We start from the raw sequence: 22,604 nt of genomic DNA on the forward strand, positions 1-22,604 counted from the left end.
ACAAAATACCACAAAAATGTCGTACAATATCACTTATGCGACATGTCTATTCCTGAGGAGTGATGAAAAAAGAATGAGCCAGACCGAATTTAGCCGTACGGCGCTCAGCTTGGTGTACCCGGAAGAGGGCTACCTAAGCGATGATCAGATTGTTCAGATGTTTATGGCTACCTGCTGTACGAATGTTAATACAGGTCGGAATTATAAGCGGGCGATTGCCGATTTCCGCAGATTTATTGCAGGCACCTCCTTAAGGGCAGTGACCTGGAGGGAGATGGAGGCGTATAAGATTTTCCTGACGCAGGGGGGCTACAGTTATCAGAGGCAGCTGGCACCGGCAAGCATAGCGGCATTCCTTGCGCCGTTGAAGTCTTTTTATAAATGGGGGAGTGACCAGCATATCGGGATTTTTGCAGTGAATCCGACCTCTTCGGTACGCATCCCCAAAATAACTGTTACCAGCCGCAAAAACTTCCTGACCAAACGGGAGGTGGGGGAATTACTGAATGTACTGGAGAAGCAAGGACTGCGCAATTATCTGATCGGGCTGACGCTGGTAGTGCTCGGTCTGCGGGTGTCAGAGCTGACGGCGATGAAGTGGGGGGACTTTCATAATGATCTGCTGGAGACCTCGGTCTGGCTGACCGTGGAGAACGGCAAGGGGGGGAAGCCTAGAGAAATTAAGGTTCCGCCAACCCTGTGGCAGCTGTATTCCAAGTTGTCTGATACTTTGCCAGGGAAGGAGAAGGTCACCCCGGAGCAGCGGATGTTTCCGTTATCTTCACGGCAGGTGGAACGGATTATCAAGAATGCCGGAGAAGCCAGCTCAATTGAGAAAAAGCTGACCCCGCACTGGCTGCGCCACACGAATGCCACGCTGGCCTTGCTCCAGGGAGCGTCGCTTCAGCAGGTTCAGGAATCGCTGGGGCATTCCCACATCAACACCACTCAGCGCTATCTCCACACCGTTCAGCAGATTCAAAAGGCTGCCCCGGATTTTGTCGAGGACAGCCTGCGTACGTTCATTCAATAGATTAGATTCGACAAAAATTGCAGAAGCACGAATGGAACATAATTGTGGAAACAGAGGGGCGGATCCAGCGAAGTTTCTATACAGAAGTTAGGAAATGACCTATAATAAACGCATGGCTGCTTGATTATGCGCAAGTATGCATGGTTTATCGTATTTTACTCAAAAAAAGTCGCATAAGTGATATTGTACGACAAAAAACGTTAAAGTATACATACAGACTTAGCTTCATGTGGTTTGTTGCATCGAAATCCGGCCCTTGTGCCGCAAATCCCGCGTATGCTCCAATAATAAAGTCCAGACTCCGCCTATGTGCGGGGTTTTTTTCGTGCGTGGAATCGAAATACTAAGAATAGTAGAGTTTTTCTGTTGACAGTGGAAAACACAGGTCATATACTGTGTATATAGATATATACAGTAAGCACACACAGATACACACTGAGGCTAGCTGATCTGCCAGCTCCTGCCGTTCAAGACGAATAAAGCGAGGTTAGAAGTTATGACAACATTAAAGCAAGCGTGGGTCATCGTACGCAGCGAATTCCACGGTGACCGCTGGAAGCTGCTGTGGGCACTGCTGTTCTCTCTCCTGTTCATGGGATATTTTGCCGCACTGTCAGGAATGGTCATCGACGATACGCTAACAGGACATGACAAGCAGTTGCTCAGCGATGTTCTGATGGTTACGATGATGCTCATGCTCACGATCACCTTCTCCCGGCGGACAATGAAGTATATCTCGGAGGATTCCTATACCCGGATGCTGGCGTATATGCGGGCGTTGCCGGTACCGGTAGCAGCTATTCTCTGTAAAAGAAAGCTGGACACCCTGCTCGCCGTTGCTATGAACAGCACGCTGTTCTTCAGCCTGATCTATCTGCTCAGCCCCGGAATACGCGCTGAACTGCCGCCTGCTTCGTATCTGGCTTTTGCTTTTACCTGGATCGGTTACAGCCTGATTGTCGCAGGCATGTATATTATCATCGAGTTCTCGGTCAGCGGCGTCATGTACTTCTGGATCATCTCAGCCGTTATGCTGCTGGCGCTGGGCGTGTCAGGACTAGTCTACCTGGCGGGAGGCAATATACTGCTCGCCACGGTCGCTGTATCCAAGGAGTGGGGCCTATTGTCTCCCTTGATGTGGGGGGCGCTGGCACTTGGCATGCTATCGATTCAGCTATTCTCCAGATGGACGATTCACCGGCTGAAGAGCCGTGATCTCGTATGAGACGGGGCAAGGCGTTCATCCGGGGGCCGGGCCTGGAAGGCAGGTGTAAATGATGTGGATACCTATACAAATTAATGAGAATAGCGCAGAGCCGCTGTACCATCAGATCGAGACGCAGCTCAGATCGCTGATTATCTCAGGTGCGATTACAGAAGGGACACTGCTTCCTTCCATCCGCGAATTCGCAGGTGACCTGAAGTGCAGTGTCATAACGGTCCGCCGCGTCTATCAGGATCTGGAGAACGAGGGCTTGCTGCGGACCCGGCAGGGGACGGGCACCTTCGTATCCCATATCGGGACCGGAGCCATGGAGGACTATAAGCAGGAGACCGTCCGCAAGGCGCTGGAGAGCGCCGTGGAGGCGGGACTGTCCGTCCATTGCAGCGAAGAGGAACTAACCAGGCTGTTCACAGAGATTGTGAAGAACAAATACGGGAAGCAGGCAGAAAGAGGGGGAAGCTGATGGGACAGCAAGCCATAGAACTGCGGGATGTATGGAAGAAGCGGCGCAACAAGACCATCGGGCCGATGAATCTCCGGCTGCCGCAAGGATATATTACAGCGTTGGTGGGTCAGAACGGCGCGGGCAAAAGCACGCTGCTGAATATGCTCCTGCAGCTGATTTTGCCGGATGAAGGGGAGATCCGCTGGTATGAAGAGACTTACCGCGGTGTGCTGCCGATGGAGCTCCGCCAGAGCATCGCTTACGTGCCGGAGATGCCCCAGCCTGAGGAGAACTTCTGGACACCCGGTGAGGCGGCCGCCTTCCGCAGCCATTGGTATCCTTCCTGGGACCAGAGCTACTTCGAGGAGCTGGTCCGCAAGTTTGAAGTGCCAGAGAATGCCAGACTGGGCAAGATGTCCAAGGGCGAGCGCCGCAAGTTCGAGCTTGCCGCCGCCCTCGCGGTGAAGCCCCGGCTGCTGCTGCTGGATGAGCCGTCTTCGGGCCTGGACCCTTTTGCCTGGAAGATCATGATTGAGACGCTGCAGAGATACATGGATGAACACGAGGCCACGATTGTCATCTCGACCCATATTGTTGAAGAAGTCCGGCGGCTGGCGGATTATATCGTGCTGATGCACCAGGGGCAGCTGCTGGGAATGACTGAGAAGGACAGTCTGTTTGGTTCATGGAGTGAAATATGGGTTCAAGTTGAGGGAGAGCAGGCGCTGCAGGAACTGGCAGCCGAGCTGCCGCAGGCGCTGGAGCTGAAGCTGGAAACGCCGGGTGTGGCTTCATTTTTAACCCAGCAAATTTATCTGTATGAGAAACGCATTCACGATTTGGGCGTAAAGGTACTCAAGAGCCGCAGCCTGGAGCTGGATGAAATCCTAAGCTTATGGACCCGGGGACATCGTCCGGTTCTGATCGACCAGAAGAGAGGGGAATAAGAATGGAAGCATTGCAGTTGAAGCAGGTAGTGAAGCAGTACGGTGAGAAGACGGCCGTCAACGGAATCAGTCTAAAGGTGGAGCAAGGCGAGATTTACGGTCTGCTGGGTGCCAACGGCGCCGGCAAAACAACGACCATGCGCATGGTGCTCGGCCTGATCTATCCCGACGAAGGGAGCATCCTGTATAACGGCAAGCCGTACAGTAAGGAGCTTCAGCATCTGATGGGCTATCTGCCGGAAGAACGGGGACTGTATCCGAAGGTCAAGGTCAGCGATCAGATTATCTATCTGGCGCGGCTGCGCGGGATGTCCGCGAGTGAAGCGGATAAGAGCCTGAAGTACTGGCTGGAGCGCTTCGATGTACCGGAATATTACAATAAGAAGATTGAAGAGCTGTCCAAGGGTAATCAGCAAAAGATGGGCTTCGTCGCCGCTGTGGTCCATAAGCCGAAGATTCTGATCCTGGATGAAGCCTTCAGCGGTCTCGATCCGGTCAATGTGGAGCTGCTGAAGGATACCGTCAGAGAGATGCGGGATCTGGGAACGAGCATTCTGTTCTCCACGCACCGCATGGAGCATGTTGAAGAATTATGCCGGAATATCACGATTCTTGACCGCTCGAACACCGTAGTTCAGGGAGATATCCGTGAGATCAAGAAGGGGTATCCGCGGGAAGAAGTTGTACTGCGCACCGCCGGGGAAGTGAACGGACTTGCCGAGCTTGCCGGAGTTACCGGAGTGCAGCGGCAGGAGCGCGGGTATGTTTTAACCATCAGTGACCTGGGAGCCGCACAGCGCATTCTTCAACTGGCTGTGGCTCAGGGCGAGGTCGAGCATTTCGAGATTAAGGAACCGACGCTAAACCAAATCTTTATCAGAGCGGTGGGTGAATCCAATGAATAAAATGGCAACCATTATCGGCTTCACATTCAAGAATAAGGTAAGAACGAAATCCTTCATGATTACCACCTTAATTCTGGTGCTTCTGCTTAGTATCGGGATGAATATCCCTTATCTGATCAAAGTGTTCAACGGAGAAGACGGGGCCAAGGACGCGACACAGATCGGAGTCGTTGCCCAGCAGGGCTTCCGGCCTGCCGAGCTGCTGCTCGCTTATACTCCGCCGGCTGAAGCCGAAGATAAAGTCGTATTTACCGCTTATCCTTCCGCAGATGATGCAACCCTTAAGAAGGGGCTGGAGGATGAGAAGATTGAGGGGTATCTTACCTTTGCCGACAAGGGCAGTGTAGGGGTGCCTCCGGTAACGTATCACAGCAAAGACGGAGACATCAGCAGCAAGCTTAGAACGAATCTGCAAGCCGCTCTGCAGCAGGTGAATACGGGCCTGATTGTCGGCGACAAGCTGACCGAGAGCCAGGTGGCGGCGATCTTCGCTCCGGTGTCGATTGATACCGCACAGCTAAGTACTGACGGGGCTGCAGGTAGCGCAGATCAGGATCAGTCCAAACCCATTATCAACTATGTGATTGTCTATATCTTACTGATTCTGTTCTTCATGTCGGTGATGATGACCGGCAACATGATCTCGGCCGAGATTACGTCGGAGAAAAGCTCGCGCATTATGGAGATTCTCATCACCAGCGCCTCGCCACTAACCCAGATGTTCGGCAAGGTCATCGGAATCTTCCTCGTCGGTCTGATGCAGATCGCCATTATCTCGGCTGCCATCGCCGTCAACCTGATGCTGCCGCATAATTCCACGATCCTGAGCGATTTCGATCTGAATCTGGGACAGTTGAATGTCAGCATGATCGTCTATGGCTTCATCCTGTATATCCTGGGCTACTTCCTGTACGCCCTGATGTATGCCGCTGTCGGCTCCATTGTCAGCCGGACAGAGGATCTGGGGCAGGCCGTGATGCCGGTCATGATGCTGGGCTTCGTCAGCTTCTATCTGCCGCTGTTCAGCATCTCGAACCCGGATACGCTGCTGGTGAAGGTAGCGAGCTTCGTACCATTCACCTCTTCGCTCAGCCTGCTGCTGCGGATCGGGGTCGGGGAGGTCGCCTTCTGGGAGATCATGGTCTCGCTGGCGATCCTGCTGGCTACAACCTTCCTCTTCGGCTGGCTCGCCGCCAAGATCTACCGCACCGGCGTCCTGATGTACGGCAAGCGCCCTAGCATCAAGGAGATCAGAAAAGCGATGAAGGCTTATAAAATTTAGGATTTGACGGAAGTAGTGTGATGGATTTCTCGCAGGGAGCAGTTACCTCAGGTAACTGCTCCCTGTTGTATATTCAGCCATCCCCTCCAGGATTCAAACCCCTTGTTTGATTAAACTCCAGAGGCGTTCAAACCGTTCTTGGTAGTCTGGTGAATTCCAGGATCCTTTAAAAGAGGGGAGACTAAACACTGCAAACGCAGATAGAATGGCCTCTGCCCGTTCAAATTGAGGATCATGATATTCCATGAAACCATCAATTATTTGATAAGAATCCCAAAGCACATCACGTAATACCAATGGATTACTGTCCACATATTGTGTATTCAAGGCGAACATTTGGGGATTCTCATTATAAGCGCGTTTTTTGGCATTAACAAATGCCCATAGCCAATCGTGGAGCACTTCCTGCGGGGAGGCTGAATTAGTCATGTTTATACGGATTTGTTCTGAAATCATCCGGTTGAACCAGCCTTTAGCTACTGCCGCCCACAGTTCTTGTTTGTTTTTGAAATGTTTATAGAGTGCAGCATGGGTGATGTTCAATTCATCCGCTATTTGAGAGAGCGTCACCTCAGATTTTTCCGTACGCTCAATTAATGTCTCGGCAGTTTCAATAATAAGCTCCTGTGTGATTTTAGCCATTTGTTGTGGCAGGTGAATGGGGGAGTGCAGGCACTTACGATTAACCCCCCAGTGTAACACCATGCTGCCAACCCTTCTTTCGTTAATTAATAATATCCACTTATAGTTTAGCATGAAAAAACAAAGTAACAAATGTTGACTTTTGTAACTTCTAGTCTTATGCTTGGTGTGCAAGTTACAAATCATCGTAAATGTTACTTAGGATCTTGCGGATAGGAGGGTATTAATTATGAAGGCGGCACAGATCACCAAATATTCCAAACCGTTTCAAGTTGAAGTGCGCGATATTCCAGTCCCGGAAATAAGTGATTACGAAGTTTTGGTTAAAGTAAAGGCGGCGGCGGTTAACCACTTGGAGCTGCTCATCGCTACCGGAAGCGTGAAGTTAATCCAGGACTATGAGTTCCCCTTGACCCTTGGTAACGAACTCACAGGTGTTGTTGAGAAGATGGGTAAGAAAGTCGCTGGCTTCAAAGTAGGTGATGCCATTTACTCCCGCCTGCCGCTGCGAAAAATTGGAGCATTTGCCGAATATGCGGCGGTTCATGTAGAGGCTATGGCTCACTTGCCGGGTAATCTGGATTTTGTAACCGGTGCGGCTGCGCCTTTAACAGGATTGACAGCCTATCAAAGCCTGCATGAAGAGTTAGCTGCCAAAGCTGGCGAAAGAGTGTTCATTCCAGGGGGCTCTGGTTCATTTGGCCAAATGGCGATTCCTATCGCTAAAAGCATGGGGCTGAAGGTCATCGTCAGTGGAAGTCCACAGGCGCGCGAACGTACAATGGCCGCGGGAGCAGATCAATACATTGATTACAAGGCGGAGAACTACTGGGAACGACTTCGTGATCTTGACTATGTGATTGATACCTTGGGCCCCGGTGAATTTGAGCGCGAACTCTCCATTATTAGACCAGGCGGCCATCTTCTTTCTCTACGGACCGGACCAAACAAACGATTCGCCAAAACTATGGGCTTGGTAGGTTGGAAGCAAAAACTATTCAGTATTGCTGGTGCTAAGTATGATCACAAAGCCAAGAAGAAGAAGATTGAATATCATTTTGTGTTTGTACGCAGCGATGGAGAACAATTACGGCAAATCACAAAAATCATTGAAGAGAACCAAATTATACCCGCGGTAGACGCCCGGGAGTTCCACATTGAAGATATTAATGAAGCTCTAAATCTGGTTGCTACAGGTCACCCCCAAGGGAAAGTGGTTATCCGATTTTAAATATTATATAATTATTTACCGATCGTTCTCAATATGTTATATTGAATTTATAGGACATCACTGCATGATGAGATTAGGTTATTATATCTTCTCCTGTGCATTTTCTAGAACGATCATTCTCATATAGGGAGCGAATACAATGAACATTTCTGAACAAGTGGCATTGGTTACTGGAGCAAACCGGGGGCTTGGCCGCCAGCTTACGCTTGAACTTCTAGCTAGAGGGGCTAAGGTCTACGCGGGAGCAAGAAATCCGGAAACTCTGGATATTCCAGGAGTTACACCTGTAAAGCTTGATGTTACCAACCCTCAAGAGGTAGCGGCAGCAGCCAGCCAGGCTAAGGATGTTACGATTCTGATCAACAATGCAGGATCATCTACAGGCGCTTCTTTGCTGGAAGGGGATGTGGAGCAGATCCAGCTGGAATTGAATACGCATTTCTTCGGTACGTTATCCATGGTTCGCGCTTTTGCACCGGTCATCGAGAATAACGGGGGAGGATCGGTTCTGAATATTCTTTCCGCATTATCCTGGTTTAGTGGCGGAGCTGCGGGTGCCTACACGGCGGCAAAGGCTGCAGCATGGGCGCTGACGAACGATCTTCGTTTGAATCTGTATCCCCGTCATATTAGAGTAGCAGGCTTACATGTGGGTTATATGGAGACAGACATGACGGCCGGCCTGGATGCTCCCAAATCAAACCCTTCAGATATTGCGAAAATAGCTATTGACGGCATAGCAGCCGGCAGCTTCGAAATTCTTGCCGACGATACCAGCCGTATGATCCAAGCCGGACTTGCAGGCGGCGTGTCCGCCCTCTACCCGAATCTGTCCTAATCCCAATATTACGCAGTAGCAGCGGCGCAGAAAGAACGGGCTTCCATATTTCACCTGGAACACCTCTTGGAGGGATTCAAGGCGGAGAAGGCCTTGGCTAAAGGAAAAGTATACAGGAATCCCGATGATGACCAATCTGGTCAACCATCGGGATTTTTGTTCTAAATAAGTAGTTTGCTAGAGAAGTATTAAAAATTATCTGATGTATTATCGTCGCAAAAATCATGTATGACATCCTCAGCATCGTAAAGAGACACTTCAAGGTTGATTCACTTGATATTTTTTCCAAGCGATTGATTAAGGATAGGAATGTTAATAACAGGGGCTTCCGGCGCATTCTGCTTCGCGGCATTGAAAAAGTGACGTTAGAGTTCGCTTGGCTTTCACTTGCCCACAACCTGCTTAAGTAAGTAGCGAACGGTCAAAAACGAAAAGGGGCGATTTTCCAATAACGGAGAATCGCTCCTTTTTAGTGTTCCATTAATCCTATGTAAATATTTATTCGGAATACGAAGGAGGTAAGTACCCAAAATACTTTATTTGAAGTTTATCATCACATAGAAATATATGGTGTTTTTAGATATAATAGAACATAGGTTCGTATAAAGGTTGATTTTGGAAGTGGTAGTTTCACTTTAATAATTAAAACAATCTTTATGCTGAGGAGGCTAACAAAATGAATTTACATTCATTGAATGAAAAAGAGACGCTAATAGTAGAACAATTCTTTCATAGTGACACAAATCAAACTTTTCAGAATCCAGTTTTTACGTCATTCTTTGAAGAACAACAACACCTTAAATACTTAGTCCAAGCGTTAAAGGGGAATCAAACTAGTTTGCAACTACTTAATTCAGCATTTAAGAAACATTATTTCAGAATGCGTTTTATTAATTATATTTCTTCGACCATTCGTTATGCTGCGATTGGCTTTATACGTAAAATGAAAAAAATTAAAGAAAGGAATCCTCTTCTAATGGACAATATTGATCTTGAAAACAATAGCCAAGATGAACTACTTTATATTTATTCTCCATGTTTAGATCACTATTTTACCGAGGAAAAGTATTTTACTGAGAATATTGAAGATGAACTACTTTATTATGCTTGGACAGAACTAAGCGCAAAGCAAAAACAAGTAATTATGTTATCTTACGTTATGTCATACCAAGATACTGAAATTGCAAGATTTCTTAAGATTAGTCCGCAAGCTGTATTTAACAACAGAAAAAGAGCATTGATTAAATTGAAAACATTTTGCACTAATATGGTGGGTGAAATAAGTGGATAACGAAACTTTCACAATCTTTATGACTGCCATTAATAATGTAGGTTTCCCAATTGTAATGATTGGTTATTTAATTCTTCGATTTGAGAAAAAGATTGATGCGTTAACTAATGTTATAGAAAAATTATTAACATCGATTAAGAACTCAAAGGAGAAATAACTTATGGAAGAAGATCTATATACATTAGTATTAATGGCTCAAAAAGGAGATAAAGTATCATTAGAAACAATCCTGGAGATATTTTCTCCAGTACTTAATAAACAAATAAAGATGGTTGATCTAAATGAACAAGAAGATTTATTACAGAATTTAAAAGAAATATTAATCGATAAAACACTTAGCTTTGATACTGATTACTCACCTGATTTCTTGAATTTTAAAGTTTTGCAGAAAAACAAATAGGGGGAAATAATTATGTCCAAGAGTAATATGGAAAGACAACTTGATATACAGAAAGAATTATGCAGATTAAGTACGGTGTTGCTCTCTGCTTCTAATAAAGATCAGGAATTTTTCACTATGATCGGGAGACTTTACGCCATAAAGTTGAAAGAGATACAGAGTGAATGTTTTAATTCGAAGGAAGGAGAGTGTAGAATTGTTAATTCTCAGTGTTGAAATAAGATGAGGTTAAGAGTTCTATATGTGGAACTCGGATACGAGGAGATTTGTGGAAATGCAATAAAGTTACAACTAATTCAAAAACCCTTCCGCTAACCCACTGGGAATTGGAAGGGTATATTTTTGTTTAATGAGCTATACTTCACATAGGTTTTAAGGTGCGGATAGGGCATAAGTTGACTACAACCTAAAAAACTATAAAATATTACATTATTTACACTAAATTTCATAATTGATGTTGTATAATATTGTTATCTATAAAATATAGTTTCAGAGGAGTTTATAAGATGATAAAAAATAAACTGCATGTCGTGACAAGTTTACTTGCATGCACATTACTTATTTCAGCCTGTAACAGCAAGGATTCAATACATTCTAAAAATAATACTAATATTTCAGGAAACCCTTCTCAACAAAACGGAAAAATTGATTCGAACTCAACCGAAAATAATAAGATCATACAAATTGATGGAGTTAGTTACACAATTCCTTTAAATAATAAAAAAACAGAAAAGTATAATTTCGCCATAAAAACCTCTGAGGGTATTGTTTGGTCACCATCACCTAAAATGGATATTGCTCCTGGAACTGAGACGAATCCATATTATTTTCCTACTGCCCCATTCTCCTTCTACTTAAGTTCTCCTGATAAAAAAGCACTGCGTATAGATAAGGCCAAAAAGTTATTTACTTTACCTTTGCATGACGGGAAAGCTAATTTAGTAGTGGATGAAGTTTTTGGATTAGGAGATTACATTATTTATCATACTTCATCTGTATTTTCTGATGGTGCTCAGCCATTAAGACAACAGGCATGGGTGATGAGAATAGACAATCCTACCTCAAATAAAGAAATCCTAGAGTTTCATTCAACGGGAGGCAAATCTTATAGTTATGCAGTTGATGAAAAAGAAAGACTATATGTATCTGTTTCTGTAATTCCAGGAAATGCAGATGGTAGTGATAGCTACGAAGTTTATGTTTATAATATTTCAACCGACAAAAAGGAAAAAGTCCAAAATTATTCGCTTAATAAACCATCAATCGACTCAATCCAGTTTAATTATAATGAGAAAAAATATTCTTATAAACTTCATGCTAAATAAACTCTATCTATGATATTTCTATATGAAGGTAGACATGAATAAACAAAGAGGTATTGTGTTTAAAATATAACACAATACCTCTTTGTTGTTTAAATTCTAGCTGCAGCAACTAGGTGCCAGGGTTGTCCCTATTTTTGTTTTGGAAATGCTAGGGTAAAATAGCTCCCACCAACGTTGTAGAATATTCCCAGCCGCATTAGGAATTGAACCAACAGCAGAGCCCGAATTGTAGTAATAACTTTCAGCCCATCCCATTGCTCCCATAGCAGCACATCCAGCTCCAAAACCAGGTGCATAATAGGTGCCAGCGCCTGGAATTGCACCGTATAAGTTACTTGCTGGAATAGTATAACCATTTGCGATGGCATCTTTAATATACTTTGAAGCAGAACGTCCATTTGCATCAATAGCATTTACATTAAAGTTTGTTCCAGTCATAAGGTTAATGAAGTCTGTAACCCCAAGACAGATATTCGCATAGGGGTGGTTTGGACCACTCCCATAGGCATTTGCTGGGTTATTATAAGGGGTGTTAATATTTTTTTTCCCTTTTCCACTCTCGTGGAACCACATAATTAAAATCATTACGTAAGGAACACCCGTCTTATAACTTGCCCAGTCAGCATATTTCCCATAGATATTCTCGAACGTTGAAGCTGAAAGCTCGACTCCGCCTCCATTTGTTGTACATGTAAATGCCATAAATAAACACATCCTTTTTTTTATTTAAGCTTGAGTGACCCATTTTAATGTTTCTGGGATACGTCTCTTGCTTATGTTTAATAAAGTGAATCGTAACCCTTTAAAATCAACTAATATAGAGAAAAAACATAAAATCAACCTTCTCATGAGATACGAACGGATATAAACTGGATCATCTGATTTCTGAAATTAAAGCACTGAAAGGAAATTGAATAGCAAAAGCCCATACGCCGGGTTGGCGGATGGGCTCCTTTCAGATGTGTAGACTGAAGCGCTACACAACCTTGTTACATTTTATAATCAGGAAGGCTATGGGAAGCTTGTTTCTCGCAATCTTATGGGGTTCATCTATTTCCGAGAATTCTAACAGGCCATAGCTCGTCTAGGAACTGACTCTGAAAGAAAATTAAAGATGTATCTTGCAGATACAAGCGGCAGTAGGAAGCCCATTCACCAGGAGAGGCGGACGTGCTTTTCCACATGTGCGAATGAAGGGGAGATCCGGAGGGGCACTACACAACCGAGTCGGAAGGTTTGAATCCCTACATGGTTTGTTTCTCTGGTTTACAATGAATCATTATGGTTAAACTCCGTCAGATAGTGTACCTTAGTACTATTAGTAGTTAGGAGTGGTGACTTGTTGTGAAGAAAAGTAGACGAACCCCCGTGCTGGTCGCGGTCTCGATTCTGTTAATTATTATCAGCAGCCTGATTCCATCGGATAAATCCGCTTAGCTGGGGGCCTTACAGACTCTTCTGCTGGGCGTTGGACTGCTTGGCTGCTGCATGGCCTTCTGGCGGTTCGCCAAGGGAGTATGACTCTGAGTTCAAGGGGATTGAACCAGAACTTAAGCCGGGAATGAAGATCGTCGCTGCAATCAAAAAAGGGGTAGGGGAAGAGCAAAAAGGAAGCTACTCTTTCACCCGTTATGGGACATATTATGTAGTTGATGGTGACTATGTTCTATCTGCATTCCAGGGACAGAGCGAAGAGATGAAAGCTTTCTCCAGGGATACCAACGGTTACAAGCTGAATCATCTCATTGCTGAGATTAAAGAGCTGAAGGAGAATTAAATAACGATAACTTATTGGCATAACAACAAAACACCCATCCGCCCCATAAAGGCAGATGGGTGTTTGCTATACACAATTATTTTTACGAAAGTCAGAGGGGTTAACTCCTGTCCATCTTTTAAATTGTCTGCTGAAGTGAGAGAGGTTCTTGTAACCTAAACGACTTGAAATCTCATTTAAAGATATCCTGGGCTGCTGGAGTAGTATTTTGGCTTCCTGCAGCTTTAAGTCGGATAGATAGGTACGGGGCGACATTTTATATATTTTTTGAAATACCTCTAATCCGTAGTTGGGGCTGATCCCAAGCGAAGCAATGATGGGCTGGATGTGAATGGTGTAATCTGAATTTCCCTGGGTGCAATTTTTCTTAAAAGCTCTCTTGATGGCTTCGGCAATTTCTTTGGCATACTTTGCAGTGGTCATGGATTCGTTAGCATGTATCCCCGTCTGTACCGGCTGGATATCTACAAGCACCTCCAATAACTCGAACAAGACCATTTGTGCTTTTAGCTTCGCTTTGGTGAACGACAACTCAGGCTCATGCAGAATATCGATCCATTTTTGAAGGCATTTTTTCAGCTGGCTATGATACAAATGGGAGGGCTTATAGACCCAGTCACAGTTCTTCATAATTCTCATCCGTAAGGAAGGCTCGTCTATATCAAAATGAGCGCAGAAATAGGTCATCGATGTAGCGGAAATGCATTTATTCGTATGCTCGAACCCAGGCGGAATCAGCAGAATATCATCACTGTTCACAATGAATGGTTCATGATCTATCCTAGTCTCTTGAGCCCCATCCAGCACAATTAGAATCTCAAAGGCATGGTGGGATTCTGTAGTCATGCTCCAATCGGCAGGAACGGTCTGTGTATGTGCGCCAAAAAAGCGTATATTCCAATCAATGCGCGGCAGCAGCAGCGTCTGTGCACCTGTGAGATAGCTATTCATATGTTCCAATTTGCAGCACCTGCCTTTGATTTGGGTAAATCTAGCCGTAATCATCCCATCGCATAAGTACGTTAGTAGTTATTATAATATACATAGACAACAGGAAAAGGGTAAATAATATGGCTAAACAGCGAAGGGAAGCAGAGAAATGACGAAGATTAATAATCCTATAATCCCTGGAATGGCACCAGATCCCTCTATTATTAGAGTGGATGATGTGTATTATATTGCGACATCCACGTTCCATTGGAATCCCGGCGTTCAAATTTTCAAATCAACCGATTTAGCGAATTGGGAGCTGACTGCCTCCGTATTAAATAAAGGTGAAGTGAATTTGAGGGGGACCAATACTCCGGCCGGGATCTGGGCGCCGCATCTATCCTATGATTCTAGGGCGAAACGGTACTGGTTAGCTTATTCGCATATGTTGAACATGGCAGGCCGTGAATTCAACTCGGATTCCTCTGCCATGTGGGCAGAAGATATCCATGGACCCTGGTCGGAGCCTATCTATCTGACATCCATAGGTTTCGATCCGGCGCTCTTCCACGATGAAGATGGCAAGCACTATGTGTCCATTCTTGAATGGGAGACCCGTGAAGGGTATCAGGCGCCTGGACATATTGTGATCGCTGAATTTGATTTGAATGAGGGGAAAATGGTTGGGAAGTGGCACCGGGTCACGCAAGGCTTCACCAGCCGCGGCTGTGCTGAAGCACCGCAAATTTATAAGTATAAAGATAAATACTATCTTTTATTAGCTGCGGGCGGAACGGGTTATGCTCATGGTGTTGAGCTGGGACGTTCGGAGAATATTTTTGGTCCCTATGAACCGCATCCGTCGGGGGAGCCGATCATCACCTCCTCGCCACGCCATCTATTTTCACTTGGTAATCCGGATGCCGGGCATTTTGAGATGTATAATCCAAGTTCAATTATGCAAAAAGCAGGTCACGGCTCATTAGTGCAAACTCAAACAGGCGAATGGTATATTGCTCATCTCATGTCACGGCCTGTGGAAGGAACGCTCTTAAATCCATTAGGCCGTGAAACCTCTATTCAAAAAATGCATTGGACAGAGGATGGCTGGCTGGAAATGAAGGAAGGATCGAATGTGGCGAAAATGGAAGTTGAGGGGATGACAGGTGTTGAATTAGAGGCCGATGGAATCTCTCATGACGTATTTGATGATTTTAATCAGGAGAAATATGATCTTCATTTTCTGACTCCGTACCGGGACCAGCAAGCGGCATGGGTGAATACGGTTGAACGTCCGGGTTACTTACGCATTCATGGAGAGAATTCTTTGTTCTCGCAGATCCATCCGGCGATTATGGCCACACGCGCAACTTCCCTTCATTATGAAGTTCAAACCAAGGTGGAATTTCATCCCGATCACTACTCGGAAACGGCCGGTCTGGGGCTATACTATGATTCGAATAATTGGCTGTACGTTCACTTGACCCACTCCGAATCAGAGGGCACCGTTCTATACGTACTTCAGGCCAAGCTGGGGCAACGCATTGAGCTGGTCCACCATTATATTCCAGTCCCTGAAGACACAGCGGAGCTCAAGATTATCTATCATTCAGGCATCGCGAGTATCCTTTACCGTTTCGGGGATAACGGGGATTGGCAAGCTTTTGTAGAAAACATTGATGTACTCTATCTGTCGGATGAAGGCGTGAACGGGGAGCCAGGGGAGATTGGCGGATTTACAGGCTTGTTCAATTTCATCGGTTCCGTTGATGCCCACCAGCATGACTCCTTCGCTGATTTTGACTACTATGGAGTGAAGAATTACTAGCCAAGGACGCCATACGTTCTTCCGCCCGGGTGTGCCCGGAGCCGTGGTGAACTGGTGAAAACGCCGGAGATGGTGTACCTTAGTAGTATTAGTCTTTAGGAGTGGTGAAGTGTTGTGAAGAAAAGTAGACAAACCCCCGTGCTGGTCGCGGCCTCGATCCTGCTGATTATTATCAGCAGCCTGATCCCGTCGGATCAATCGACTTGGCTGGGGGCGTTACAGACCCTTCTGCTGGGAGCCGGCCTGCTCGGCTGCTGTATGGCTTTTTGGCGGTTCGCCAAGGGCGGCAAGGGTGGTAAGGGCAAGGGCTGAGTTCTATGTACTGAACGGTTGGTGGAGACAGGATGAGTGCATGGGATGATTGAGCTATGTAAGATGGGCCAAGTACTGTACGGGTGCTGGCGCTGAGAGTCAAGGACGAAGTCGCGGCGGATGCTGCGGCTTTATTTGTTAGAGCCCCGCTTTGTGGGGGGATGTTGTTTTGTAGGCGGACTCAGCGGCCCTTATTTTGTGAAAAAGACCGATTTTCTCCCCGTTACGGACTGAGAGGACCTTAAAGGGCTGTATGGAGCGCAAAATGAGGCGGAATGGGTTAATTAAGCGCCTCTCAGTCCGCATGGCCTTCGGAATGGTCCCATTTGCCGAAATAGAGGATCTGTAGTCCGCATGGCCCGCTATCCATCTCCTTTTGTCGCATCCGTACCCTAATTCCGCCACATCCAACTCATTCCGCCGCACTCATTCCTATATCCCGCGTATCCCGCATTATTCCCAGTCTCAACCTGCCGAAGGGCGGTGCACAGCAGGCAAGGCTGAATGGGCGGCTGCCATCTGTTCGCGTATTCCTCTGAGCCGGGCCTTGAGCTCGGGGACGCTGCACTCCAGAATCTGGCTGATGTCGGACAGGGGGAGCTGGATGCCGTACCATAAGGCACTGGCAACGTGATCGTCCCAGCTCAGCGGCGCAGAAGCGCAGCGGCTGCGGTCGTGGGCGAGCATGGCACACTGGCGGATGCACTCTCTGTAGGCAGCCGCAGCAGCGGCGTCCCCTGAGAGGCGGCCCTTCAGCCATAGTGGATGGAGTGCCACGAAGGTGGCGGTTGCAGCTTGTTCGGCGCGGACGCCTTGCTCCAGCAGCAGGCAGCTAAGCGCATAGACGGGACCGCTATATTGCTGGGTGTAGTGGTTGAATCCGGCAGCGGCGGTTAGTTTGGGCGATAAGGGGTCAGGCATGTGGTCACGTTCCTTCCTGAATCTATACTGTGCAGTTCATTCCAGCGCGCAAAAAACCGCAGGCAGAGGAGGACCTCTGCCTGCGGTTGTGGGTAACAGGCTTAAGACGCCTGGCACAAAAGCGTGGCGGATCAGGGCTCTCTCTTGGCGCTTACGAGGTTAGCTGTCGGATTCGGACGGTGAGAGTCGCCCTACCTGCCGGAGACCTGCGCGTGGCATTCTCCTTCGGATTCACCCCAAGTCGGCCTGACGGCCGGATGGTTCCCCCGTTTTCCACATGACGGAAATTCAGCGTGCATGCATATGCTCATTTTCATGAATGCATTCATTTGCTTTCAACACGAATCATACTCTCTTCAGAGGGGGTTTGTAAAAATGGAAAAGAGTGCTATTCGCCTTATTTTCAGCAAATGGCTGAATGGCTAAGCAAATGGAAGCCAAAACACCTATATGTAGCAGATTATCTGCCATTTATCTCGCTCAAGCGCTGTTTTTTATTTTTGGCAGACGACGGTGGGGAAGAAGGGTTCTCCATGTATCAGCTCACCACCAAAGCGGCTCATTCTGATTCTTCCAGGCAATAATCCGCTTCATCTCACGAACGGTTCCTGTTGTAATCTCATAGTCGCTGCGTTCAGTGGCATGAAGGTCCAGGAAATGCAGCATCCCTCCATAAGTCCCCACGGCCAGTATGGTCTCATCCGGATTGACAGCTAATCCAGAAATGGTGCTTCCGGCATAATAACGCCACAGCTCCCGCCCCTCTGCATCAATGAGCCTCAAGTATCCATAGGCATCGCCAATGACAACACCGTCCTTCAGTGCCGCCGCCGCATATACCCGGGCTTCCTCGTTAACGACCGGATATTCCTGATCGTACGAGAGCTTTCCTGCTTCCGCATCTTCAAGGGACACAGTAAGGGTAACGCCATTATAGAAGTGGCAGGCATTGTACCACACGCTGTGCTGGTCCTTCGTAAATATAGTATAGTGCGGGTAACTGGATTCCGGATTGAATAAGTGAACCTGCCTTGAAGTTGTGTCATATAAAAGATGATCACTGCCCTGGCTGCCATAGGCAATCCATCTTCCATCCGGAGAGACGGCACCATGCGGCATGTCAATGTCAATATGCTCCAGCTCATCTGCTTTATATTCTTCGAGATCAGGATGCAGCAGCTTCACCTCCCATAGCTTCTCCTTCTCCTGCGATTGCTGGACCAGGAAAATCCCCTGGCTCGTAACAAGCAATAATGCTTGGCCCCCGTTAAAAGGAATGACTTGCTCCAAGGGTAACTCCTGATCCAGGCTGTCTATGTTCAAAACAGTAAACTCCGGGTCCAGCGCTTGAATCGTGCCATTCAGCTCACGCCATGAGAGATCTGCTACAACTTTTCCTTGTAGAGTGCTGTTCATGGATTGCATAATGGTAATGCCTTGAATTCCGGCGAGTGCATAGAACTGATTGTCAGGAGATGTCCCAACCAGGCTAAACTCGTCGAATACGGAAATAACATCCTTATGTACTGCTACAACTACATTCTTCTCCCAAGGTGAGCCGGTGCTGAACACCAGAGCATCATCACTGATGAAATGAATACCGCGAATTGCTTGCATCTCCTTCTGGAAGTGCCCGGAGAGCGGCCACGTTGCCGCCGGTAGTTGCTCCCGCAGCTCAGTAATCTCACCGTGCTCATTAGCTTCTCGAATCATCTTATAGATTTTGGCGGCGAGGCCCCCGCGTGTATCCTCTGCGGGTTCTTTTCCCGCTTTGTCCCAGCCTTCAGTCAGTCCTTTATGTACGAATTGATTAACGTCGCTCGCATAACGCTGTCCTTCTTCACGCCATTTGGCGGCATGCTCATCCTGTAGCCACTTCAAAGGATCAATCCTCCTTGTCCAGATATATATAAATATACAATTATTCCATCGATGAATCGCAAAAAAAAGGCGCTGCTCCTGTTGAGAGGACAGCACCTTTGTGTATATTACAGAACAGCAGCATCCATAAGCTCCTGAAGCTCAGGGAGATTGAAGCCCTTGACCGCCCGGTCCCCGGATACGGTGACTGGAATGCCCATGAAGCCCAGCTTCTCCACTTCCTCCTGATAGACGGAGCTGGTCATCACATCCCGGACCTCGAAGGGAATGCCCTTGCTCTCCAGCAGCTGCTTGACCTGATTACACTCGCCACAGCCGGAGGTTGAATAGACAATTACGTTCGCGCTCATTGTTCCACTGCTTCCTTTATCGCTTTTTGGGTAATCTTCCAGTGTGAGGTGTTCCAGCGGACTTCGCTGTCCTCCAGCAGGAAAATCTGCGGGGATTCATGCTTGATCCCGAAATCCTCAGCAATCTGATTGGAGACAGGACGGTCTTCGATCACATGGACCACGGCTGCAGGAGTATCTGAATGCTGTGTATAGGCCTGGAATTCCTCGTTGGCCTTGGCGCTGATCGGGCAGGTGGTGCTGTGCTTGAAGAGCAGTTTTTTGCCAGGCTGCCCGATATATTGCTGTAATTCTTCCTTAGTGTGGATTTGTTGAATTGACATCGTAGGATCACCTTCCTGGGTAAGAGTTAATGAAACCTGTTGTCAACAATTGTGTTGTTAACAACTATTAATCATGATTGTAGCATAGTTCAAAATTAAAGCAAAAGTAAAGTTCTGCTTAGCCTGCCCTCCCTTGCAGGATGTTGTTAACGGCCTGCAGCCATGCTAATGTGAGAGGGATGGACCTAGGCTCGTAGCATAATTATGCAGATAGGAGGGGGGAGCTCATGAAAAGGGTTGCCTGTGTTACCGGTGCTGACCGTGGACTGGGATTATTCCTCGTTCGATCTCTTTTGGAGAGTAAGTACATGGTGTTTGCCGGACAGTATTTGCCGGACCCTGCGCTACTTGAAGCTTTGAAAGCGCAATACCCGGATAGCCTGAAGCTGGTTCCTCTCGATATCGGCAGTGCAGGGAGCGTAAAGGAGGCCGCGCGGAGTATTGCCGGAAGTACAGGGCACCTTGATATGATTATCAATAACGCAGGGATTATCCACAAGTCTGATGATGCAACAGTGCTCGTGGATATGGATGATGAAGCTATGGCGGAGATTTATAACGTGAACACGCTGGGTGCGCTGAGGGTGAGCAATGCATTGATGGGCTTACTGCTGCAAGGCCGCCAGCGTCTGGTGGTTAATATCTCGTCGGAGGCCGGAAGCATCGGGCGGAACAAGCGGATCAATATGTATGGCTACTGTATGTCGAAGGCCGCGCTTAATATGCAGTCTTCGCTGCTGCACAATCATCTGCGTGCGATGGGCGGACAAGTGCTGGTCTTCCATCCCGGCTGGCTGCAGACCTATATGAACGGGGAGAAGGATGCAGAGGCGCCTGTAACTCCTGAAGAATCAGCAGGCAAGATTATGACGATCGTTCATAACCACAAGATGTATCTGGCCGAAGAACCGGCTTATATCGATCTGGACGGCAATCTCTGGCCCTGGTGACAGCGGCAGGGGTAACGAATCAGGGGTGACACTGACTTTCCGGTCAGGCTAACTTGGCAAAAGAGAGGTGTGTGTAGCATGTCTTCATACAAAGCATTGGCGTTCGGCAGCTATACCGAAGTGAAATATCATCCCTTCGAAGGGGTAGACCGTGAGCTGGAGCAGCTCCTTGAGCCGGAGATTCAGGTGGTCTCTACGGAGGATTACGGACGGATGAACCAGGCAGAGCTGGCAGAATGCAGGCTTGTGATCTCCTATACGGAATTCTCCGAGGAGCAGTTACCCGCTGCGCAGAGCGGAGCCTTGCTTGCTTATGTGGCTGGCGGCGGCGGGCTGCTTGTCGTGCATAACGGCATATCTCTGCAGCGTAATCAGGAGCTTGGGGCGATGCTCGGTGCCCGGTTCACCCATCATCCGGCGTTCACGACGCTTCAGATGAAGGTGATTGCGCCGGAGCACCCGATTATGGAGGGGATCTCTGATTTTGTGATCGAGGACGAGCCTTACTATTTCGAGCAGCATCCCCACTTCGAGACAACGGTGCTGGCCGAATATCCTCATGACGGAGCGATGAGACCGGCGGCATGGTGCCATACCTTCGGCGAAGGCCGGGTGGTCTATCTGATGCCTGGGCACCATCTGCCTTCCTTCTCTTCAGAGCCGCTGCGACGGATGATCCGCAGAGGCGGATTATGGGCTGCCGGAATGCTATAGTACGTGGCGCTTATGAACAAAGGCAGGATACCGCTTGGATAACATGCGGCGTCCTGCCTTTGTGTAGAGGATGGGATGATCAGCTATGATGCCCTATTTTGGGGGGCTTAGTCTCAGCAACAGGGACGACCCCGTTCTGATGAAGAGCCTCCAGTACCTCTGCCCGCAGCGTATCGGTGAAGGCAGCCCAGACTTTTTTGCCGACATCCAGCTCTTCGCGTCCAATCGATTGCAGCGTCTCAAGCCATACCCGCTTGTCATTAATGAGTCCGAGCTGGTCCTGGATGTCCTTATAGAAGGCTTCATGGGCATGGAATTTCTGATCCAGCGCAAAAGCAGCCGCATTCGCCGTGTACCGCAGTTCCTTGGCGGCGATTCGCAGCTCATGAAGAGCTTCGAAGGCTTCTTTTGATTCAGCTTGAGGACCCTTGAATAAGGTCTTGCAGGCTTTTTTCTTCTGTTCAAAGGCGACTTCAAGCTCGCGCATGGCGACATTGGCGTCTTTTTTGGCGGCGAGGGGCTCTAGCCCTGTCTCGATAAAAGGTGTCCACACCGCTTCGAGCGCTTGGCCGGACAGCTTGGGCAGTGCCTTCCTCAGCTTCTTACGGGCGGCCTTCCGTGTATCCTTCTGATGTTCGATTACCGCCTTCAGCAGCTTGGCAGTCTTCTTATCACCAGCAGCCTTCGCTGCCTTGCGGCGGGCTTCAAACGACCCGATCAGCACATCTGCATCACGGACTCTGCCGAGCTTCTTCTGGGCCTGCTTGAAGCTGTCATACAAGTCTGCCGTTGCAGTATGGCCCGGATCAAGAATGGACAACAAGGTCAGCAGCTTGCGGCTATTGACTCTGGCCTGATGAATATCCTCATCGTTGAACTCTTTGCGAACATCCTTGCTGTAGTCTTGAAAGTTGATGTACAGCTTGCTCATGGCCTGTTCCCATTGCCTGGATTTGCTTAGTTGCCTGTCTTTTGCCTGTGGTTCGGTTGTCATGCAGCATCACTCCTAGAGGTTGTGTATAGCATGAGCTTATGCGCGAATCTTATGGCTGGT

General features: G+C 47.6%; 25 protein-coding genes and 1 riboswitch. Of the genes, 17 read left to right on the plus strand and 8 right to left on the minus strand.

Translation table 11 applies throughout. The annotated features are described in order from the left end of the window. The first annotated feature begins 73 nt into the window (after nt 1–73). The 6 genes from MKY12_RS01045 to MKY12_RS01070 all read left to right on the plus strand — a co-directional run bounded on the left by MKY12_RS01045 (nt 74) and on the right by MKY12_RS01070 (nt 5,837). A complete protein-coding gene (locus tag MKY12_RS01045; RefSeq protein WP_339312547.1) occupies nt 74–1,033 on the plus strand; it encodes a tyrosine-type recombinase/integrase in 960 nt (319 codons plus the stop codon). A gap of 496 nt (nt 1,034–1,529) precedes the next feature. Beyond that, the gene (locus MKY12_RS01050; protein WP_339312549.1) at nt 1,530–2,258 is read left to right on the plus strand and encodes a hypothetical protein; all 729 of its coding nucleotides are present in this window, start codon (nt 1,530–1,532) and stop codon (nt 2,256–2,258) included. A 52-nt stretch (nt 2,259–2,310) separates the two neighbouring features. After that, nucleotides 2,311–2,721, plus strand: a complete 411-nt coding sequence (locus MKY12_RS01055) for a GntR family transcriptional regulator (RefSeq protein WP_209877957.1) — start codon at nt 2,311–2,313, stop codon at nt 2,719–2,721. Continuing rightward, a complete protein-coding gene (locus tag MKY12_RS01060; protein ID WP_339312550.1) occupies nt 2,721–3,650 on the plus strand; it encodes an ABC transporter ATP-binding protein in 930 nt (309 codons plus the stop codon). The genes MKY12_RS01055 and MKY12_RS01060 overlap by 1 nt, the downstream gene beginning before the upstream one ends. 2 nt (nt 3,651–3,652) lie before the next feature. Continuing rightward, nucleotides 3,653–4,555, plus strand: a complete 903-nt coding sequence (locus MKY12_RS01065) for an ATP-binding cassette domain-containing protein (RefSeq protein WP_339312552.1) — start codon at nt 3,653–3,655, stop codon at nt 4,553–4,555. After that, nucleotides 4,548–5,837, plus strand: a complete 1,290-nt coding sequence (locus MKY12_RS01070) for an ABC transporter permease (protein ID WP_339312554.1) — start codon at nt 4,548–4,550, stop codon at nt 5,835–5,837. Before MKY12_RS01065 ends, MKY12_RS01070 begins: the two co-directional genes overlap by 8 nt. Nucleotides 5,838–5,930: 93 nt before the next feature. Here the strand turns inward: MKY12_RS01070 and MKY12_RS01075 are convergent, their stop codons facing one another. Continuing rightward, on the minus strand, nt 5,931–6,479 hold the full coding sequence (locus tag MKY12_RS01075; RefSeq protein ID WP_036722318.1) for a TetR/AcrR family transcriptional regulator: 549 nt from the start codon (nt 6,477–6,479) through the stop codon (nt 5,931–5,933). A gap of 229 nt (nt 6,480–6,708) precedes the next feature. On the opposite strand from MKY12_RS01075, the gene MKY12_RS01080 reads away from it, so the two are divergent. From MKY12_RS01080 to MKY12_RS01105, 6 genes are all read left to right on the plus strand, one after another. Continuing rightward, nucleotides 6,709–7,710, plus strand: a complete 1,002-nt coding sequence (locus tag MKY12_RS01080) for an NADP-dependent oxidoreductase (RefSeq protein ID WP_339312556.1) — start codon at nt 6,709–6,711, stop codon at nt 7,708–7,710. A 139-nt stretch (nt 7,711–7,849) separates the two neighbouring features. Continuing rightward, nucleotides 7,850–8,548: an SDR family oxidoreductase gene (locus MKY12_RS01085; RefSeq protein ID WP_036722186.1), complete on the plus strand. Its 699-nt coding sequence runs from the start codon at nt 7,850–7,852 to the stop codon at nt 8,546–8,548. Nucleotides 8,549–9,224: 676 nt separating this feature from the next. After that, the gene (locus MKY12_RS01090) at nt 9,225–9,839 is read left to right on the plus strand and encodes a sigma-70 family RNA polymerase sigma factor (protein WP_339312557.1); all 615 of its coding nucleotides are present in this window, start codon (nt 9,225–9,227) and stop codon (nt 9,837–9,839) included. Between the two features lie 19 nt (nt 9,840–9,858). After that, nucleotides 9,859–9,996, plus strand: coding sequence for a YvrJ family protein (locus MKY12_RS01095; protein ID WP_339314738.1), 138 nt, complete (start codon nt 9,859–9,861; stop codon nt 9,994–9,996). 3 nt (nt 9,997–9,999) lie between these two features. Beyond that, complete coding sequence (locus MKY12_RS01100) at nt 10,000–10,239, plus strand: helix-turn-helix domain-containing protein (RefSeq protein WP_339312558.1); 240 nt, start codon at nt 10,000–10,002, stop codon at nt 10,237–10,239. A 506-nt stretch (nt 10,240–10,745) separates the two neighbouring features. Next, nucleotides 10,746–11,564 carry a hypothetical protein gene (locus MKY12_RS01105; protein WP_339312559.1) on the plus strand — a complete coding sequence of 273 codons (819 nt, stop codon included), beginning with the start codon at nt 10,746–10,748 and terminating at the stop codon, nt 11,562–11,564. 96 nt (nt 11,565–11,660) lie between these two features. Here the strand turns inward: MKY12_RS01105 and MKY12_RS01110 are convergent, their stop codons facing one another. Then, nucleotides 11,661–12,266 carry a hypothetical protein gene (locus tag MKY12_RS01110; protein ID WP_339312561.1) on the minus strand — a complete coding sequence of 202 codons (606 nt, stop codon included), beginning with the start codon at nt 12,264–12,266 and terminating at the stop codon, nt 11,661–11,663. Nucleotides 12,267–13,041: 775 nt separating this feature from the next. Here MKY12_RS01110 and MKY12_RS01115 point away from each other — a divergent pair. Beyond that, nucleotides 13,042–13,341 carry a hypothetical protein gene (locus MKY12_RS01115; protein WP_339312563.1) on the plus strand — a complete coding sequence of 100 codons (300 nt, stop codon included), beginning with the start codon at nt 13,042–13,044 and terminating at the stop codon, nt 13,339–13,341. Nucleotides 13,342–13,407: 66 nt separating this feature from the next. On the opposite strand, the gene MKY12_RS01120 is transcribed toward MKY12_RS01115, so the two are convergent. Further along, on the minus strand, nt 13,408–14,292 hold the full coding sequence (locus MKY12_RS01120; RefSeq protein ID WP_339312564.1) for an AraC family transcriptional regulator: 885 nt from the start codon (nt 14,290–14,292) through the stop codon (nt 13,408–13,410). A gap of 148 nt (nt 14,293–14,440) precedes the next feature. On the opposite strand from MKY12_RS01120, the gene MKY12_RS01125 reads away from it, so the two are divergent. Both MKY12_RS01125 and MKY12_RS01130 read left to right on the plus strand, forming a co-directional pair. After that, complete coding sequence (locus MKY12_RS01125) at nt 14,441–16,099, plus strand: family 43 glycosylhydrolase (protein ID WP_339312566.1); 1,659 nt, start codon at nt 14,441–14,443, stop codon at nt 16,097–16,099. Between the two features lie 114 nt (nt 16,100–16,213). Beyond that, nucleotides 16,214–16,411, plus strand: coding sequence for a hypothetical protein (locus MKY12_RS01130; RefSeq protein ID WP_036722196.1), 198 nt, complete (start codon nt 16,214–16,216; stop codon nt 16,409–16,411). A gap of 465 nt (nt 16,412–16,876) precedes the next feature. Here MKY12_RS01130 and MKY12_RS01135 read toward each other — a convergent pair whose 3' ends face one another. The 4 genes from MKY12_RS01135 to ytxJ all read right to left on the minus strand — a co-directional run bounded on the left by MKY12_RS01135 (nt 16,877) and on the right by ytxJ (nt 19,886). After that, nucleotides 16,877–17,332 (minus strand): hypothetical protein, encoded by a 456-nt coding sequence (locus tag MKY12_RS01135; protein WP_036722198.1) that lies wholly within the window; start codon nt 17,330–17,332, stop codon nt 16,877–16,879. A 134-nt stretch (nt 17,333–17,466) separates the two neighbouring features. After that, nucleotides 17,467–17,636, minus strand: a riboswitch (cyclic di-AMP (ydaO/yuaA leader). 239 nt (nt 17,637–17,875) lie between these two features. Next, entirely contained in the window at nt 17,876–19,213 is a 1,338-nt protein-coding gene (locus MKY12_RS01140) for a WD40 repeat domain-containing protein (protein ID WP_339312568.1), read from the minus strand. A 107-nt stretch (nt 19,214–19,320) separates the two neighbouring features. Next, entirely contained in the window at nt 19,321–19,563 is a 243-nt protein-coding gene (locus MKY12_RS01145) for a glutaredoxin family protein (protein WP_036722203.1), read from the minus strand. Next, nucleotides 19,560–19,886 carry a bacillithiol system redox-active protein YtxJ gene (gene ytxJ, locus MKY12_RS01150; protein WP_076083788.1) on the minus strand — a complete coding sequence of 109 codons (327 nt, stop codon included), beginning with the start codon at nt 19,884–19,886 and terminating at the stop codon, nt 19,560–19,562. Before ytxJ ends, MKY12_RS01145 begins: the two co-directional genes overlap by 4 nt. Nucleotides 19,887–20,113: 227 nt before the next feature. Between ytxJ and MKY12_RS01155 the strand changes: the two genes are divergently transcribed. Together MKY12_RS01155 and MKY12_RS01160 are read left to right on the plus strand one after the other, a co-directional pair. Beyond that, nucleotides 20,114–20,836, plus strand: a complete 723-nt coding sequence (locus tag MKY12_RS01155; protein WP_036722209.1) for an SDR family NAD(P)-dependent oxidoreductase — start codon at nt 20,114–20,116, stop codon at nt 20,834–20,836. A 78-nt stretch (nt 20,837–20,914) separates the two neighbouring features. Then, a complete protein-coding gene (locus tag MKY12_RS01160; RefSeq protein WP_339312570.1) occupies nt 20,915–21,550 on the plus strand; it encodes a ThuA domain-containing protein in 636 nt (211 codons plus the stop codon). 79 nt (nt 21,551–21,629) lie between these two features. Here MKY12_RS01160 and MKY12_RS01165 read toward each other — a convergent pair whose 3' ends face one another. Beyond that, nucleotides 21,630–22,544 carry a CHAD domain-containing protein gene (locus MKY12_RS01165; protein WP_339312572.1) on the minus strand — a complete coding sequence of 305 codons (915 nt, stop codon included), beginning with the start codon at nt 22,542–22,544 and terminating at the stop codon, nt 21,630–21,632. Nucleotides 22,545–22,604: the final 60 nt, after the last annotated feature.

The sequence above is a fragment of the Paenibacillus sp. FSL M7-0896 genome (assembly GCF_037975415.1).
GTDB lineage: Bacteria > Bacillota > Bacilli > Paenibacillales > Paenibacillaceae > Paenibacillus_AQ > Paenibacillus_AQ silagei.

Bases quoted from the DNA above. Each gene is read 5' to 3' on its own strand.
- MKY12_RS01045 (WP_339312547.1), top strand. From the start codon at position 74: ATGAGCCAGACCGAATTTAGCCGTACGGCGCTCAGCTTGGTGTACCCG.
- MKY12_RS01050 (WP_339312549.1), top strand. From the start codon at position 1,530: ATGACAACATTAAAGCAAGCGTGGGTCATCGTACGCAGCGAATTCCAC.
- MKY12_RS01055 (WP_209877957.1), top strand. From the start codon at position 2,311: ATGTGGATACCTATACAAATTAATGAGAATAGCGCAGAGCCGCTGTAC.
- MKY12_RS01060 (WP_339312550.1), top strand. From the start codon at position 2,721: ATGGGACAGCAAGCCATAGAACTGCGGGATGTATGGAAGAAGCGGCGC.
- MKY12_RS01065 (WP_339312552.1), top strand. From the start codon at position 3,653: ATGGAAGCATTGCAGTTGAAGCAGGTAGTGAAGCAGTACGGTGAGAAG.
- MKY12_RS01070 (WP_339312554.1), top strand. From the start codon at position 4,548: ATGAATAAAATGGCAACCATTATCGGCTTCACATTCAAGAATAAGGTA.
- MKY12_RS01075 (WP_036722318.1), bottom strand. From the start codon at position 6,479: ATGGCTAAAATCACACAGGAGCTTATTATTGAAACTGCCGAGACATTA.
- MKY12_RS01080 (WP_339312556.1), top strand. From the start codon at position 6,709: ATGAAGGCGGCACAGATCACCAAATATTCCAAACCGTTTCAAGTTGAA.
- MKY12_RS01085 (WP_036722186.1), top strand. From the start codon at position 7,850: ATGAACATTTCTGAACAAGTGGCATTGGTTACTGGAGCAAACCGGGGG.
- MKY12_RS01090 (WP_339312557.1), top strand. From the start codon at position 9,225: ATGAATTTACATTCATTGAATGAAAAAGAGACGCTAATAGTAGAACAA.
- MKY12_RS01095 (WP_339314738.1), top strand. From the start codon at position 9,859: ATGACTGCCATTAATAATGTAGGTTTCCCAATTGTAATGATTGGTTAT.
- MKY12_RS01100 (WP_339312558.1), top strand. From the start codon at position 10,000: ATGGAAGAAGATCTATATACATTAGTATTAATGGCTCAAAAAGGAGAT.
- MKY12_RS01105 (WP_339312559.1), top strand. From the start codon at position 10,746: ATGATAAAAAATAAACTGCATGTCGTGACAAGTTTACTTGCATGCACA.
- MKY12_RS01110 (WP_339312561.1), bottom strand. From the start codon at position 12,266: ATGGCATTTACATGTACAACAAATGGAGGCGGAGTCGAGCTTTCAGCT.
- MKY12_RS01120 (WP_339312564.1), bottom strand. From the start codon at position 14,292: ATGAATAGCTATCTCACAGGTGCACAGACGCTGCTGCTGCCGCGCATT.
- MKY12_RS01125 (WP_339312566.1), top strand. From the start codon at position 14,441: ATGACGAAGATTAATAATCCTATAATCCCTGGAATGGCACCAGATCCC.
- MKY12_RS01135 (WP_036722198.1), bottom strand. From the start codon at position 17,332: ATGCCTGACCCCTTATCGCCCAAACTAACCGCCGCTGCCGGATTCAAC.
- MKY12_RS01145 (WP_036722203.1), bottom strand. From the start codon at position 19,563: ATGAGCGCGAACGTAATTGTCTATTCAACCTCCGGCTGTGGCGAGTGT.
- ytxJ (WP_076083788.1), bottom strand. From the start codon at position 19,886: ATGTCAATTCAACAAATCCACACTAAGGAAGAATTACAGCAATATATC.
- MKY12_RS01155 (WP_036722209.1), top strand. From the start codon at position 20,114: ATGAAAAGGGTTGCCTGTGTTACCGGTGCTGACCGTGGACTGGGATTA.
- MKY12_RS01160 (WP_339312570.1), top strand. From the start codon at position 20,915: ATGTCTTCATACAAAGCATTGGCGTTCGGCAGCTATACCGAAGTGAAA.
- MKY12_RS01165 (WP_339312572.1), bottom strand. From the start codon at position 22,544: ATGACAACCGAACCACAGGCAAAAGACAGGCAACTAAGCAAATCCAGG.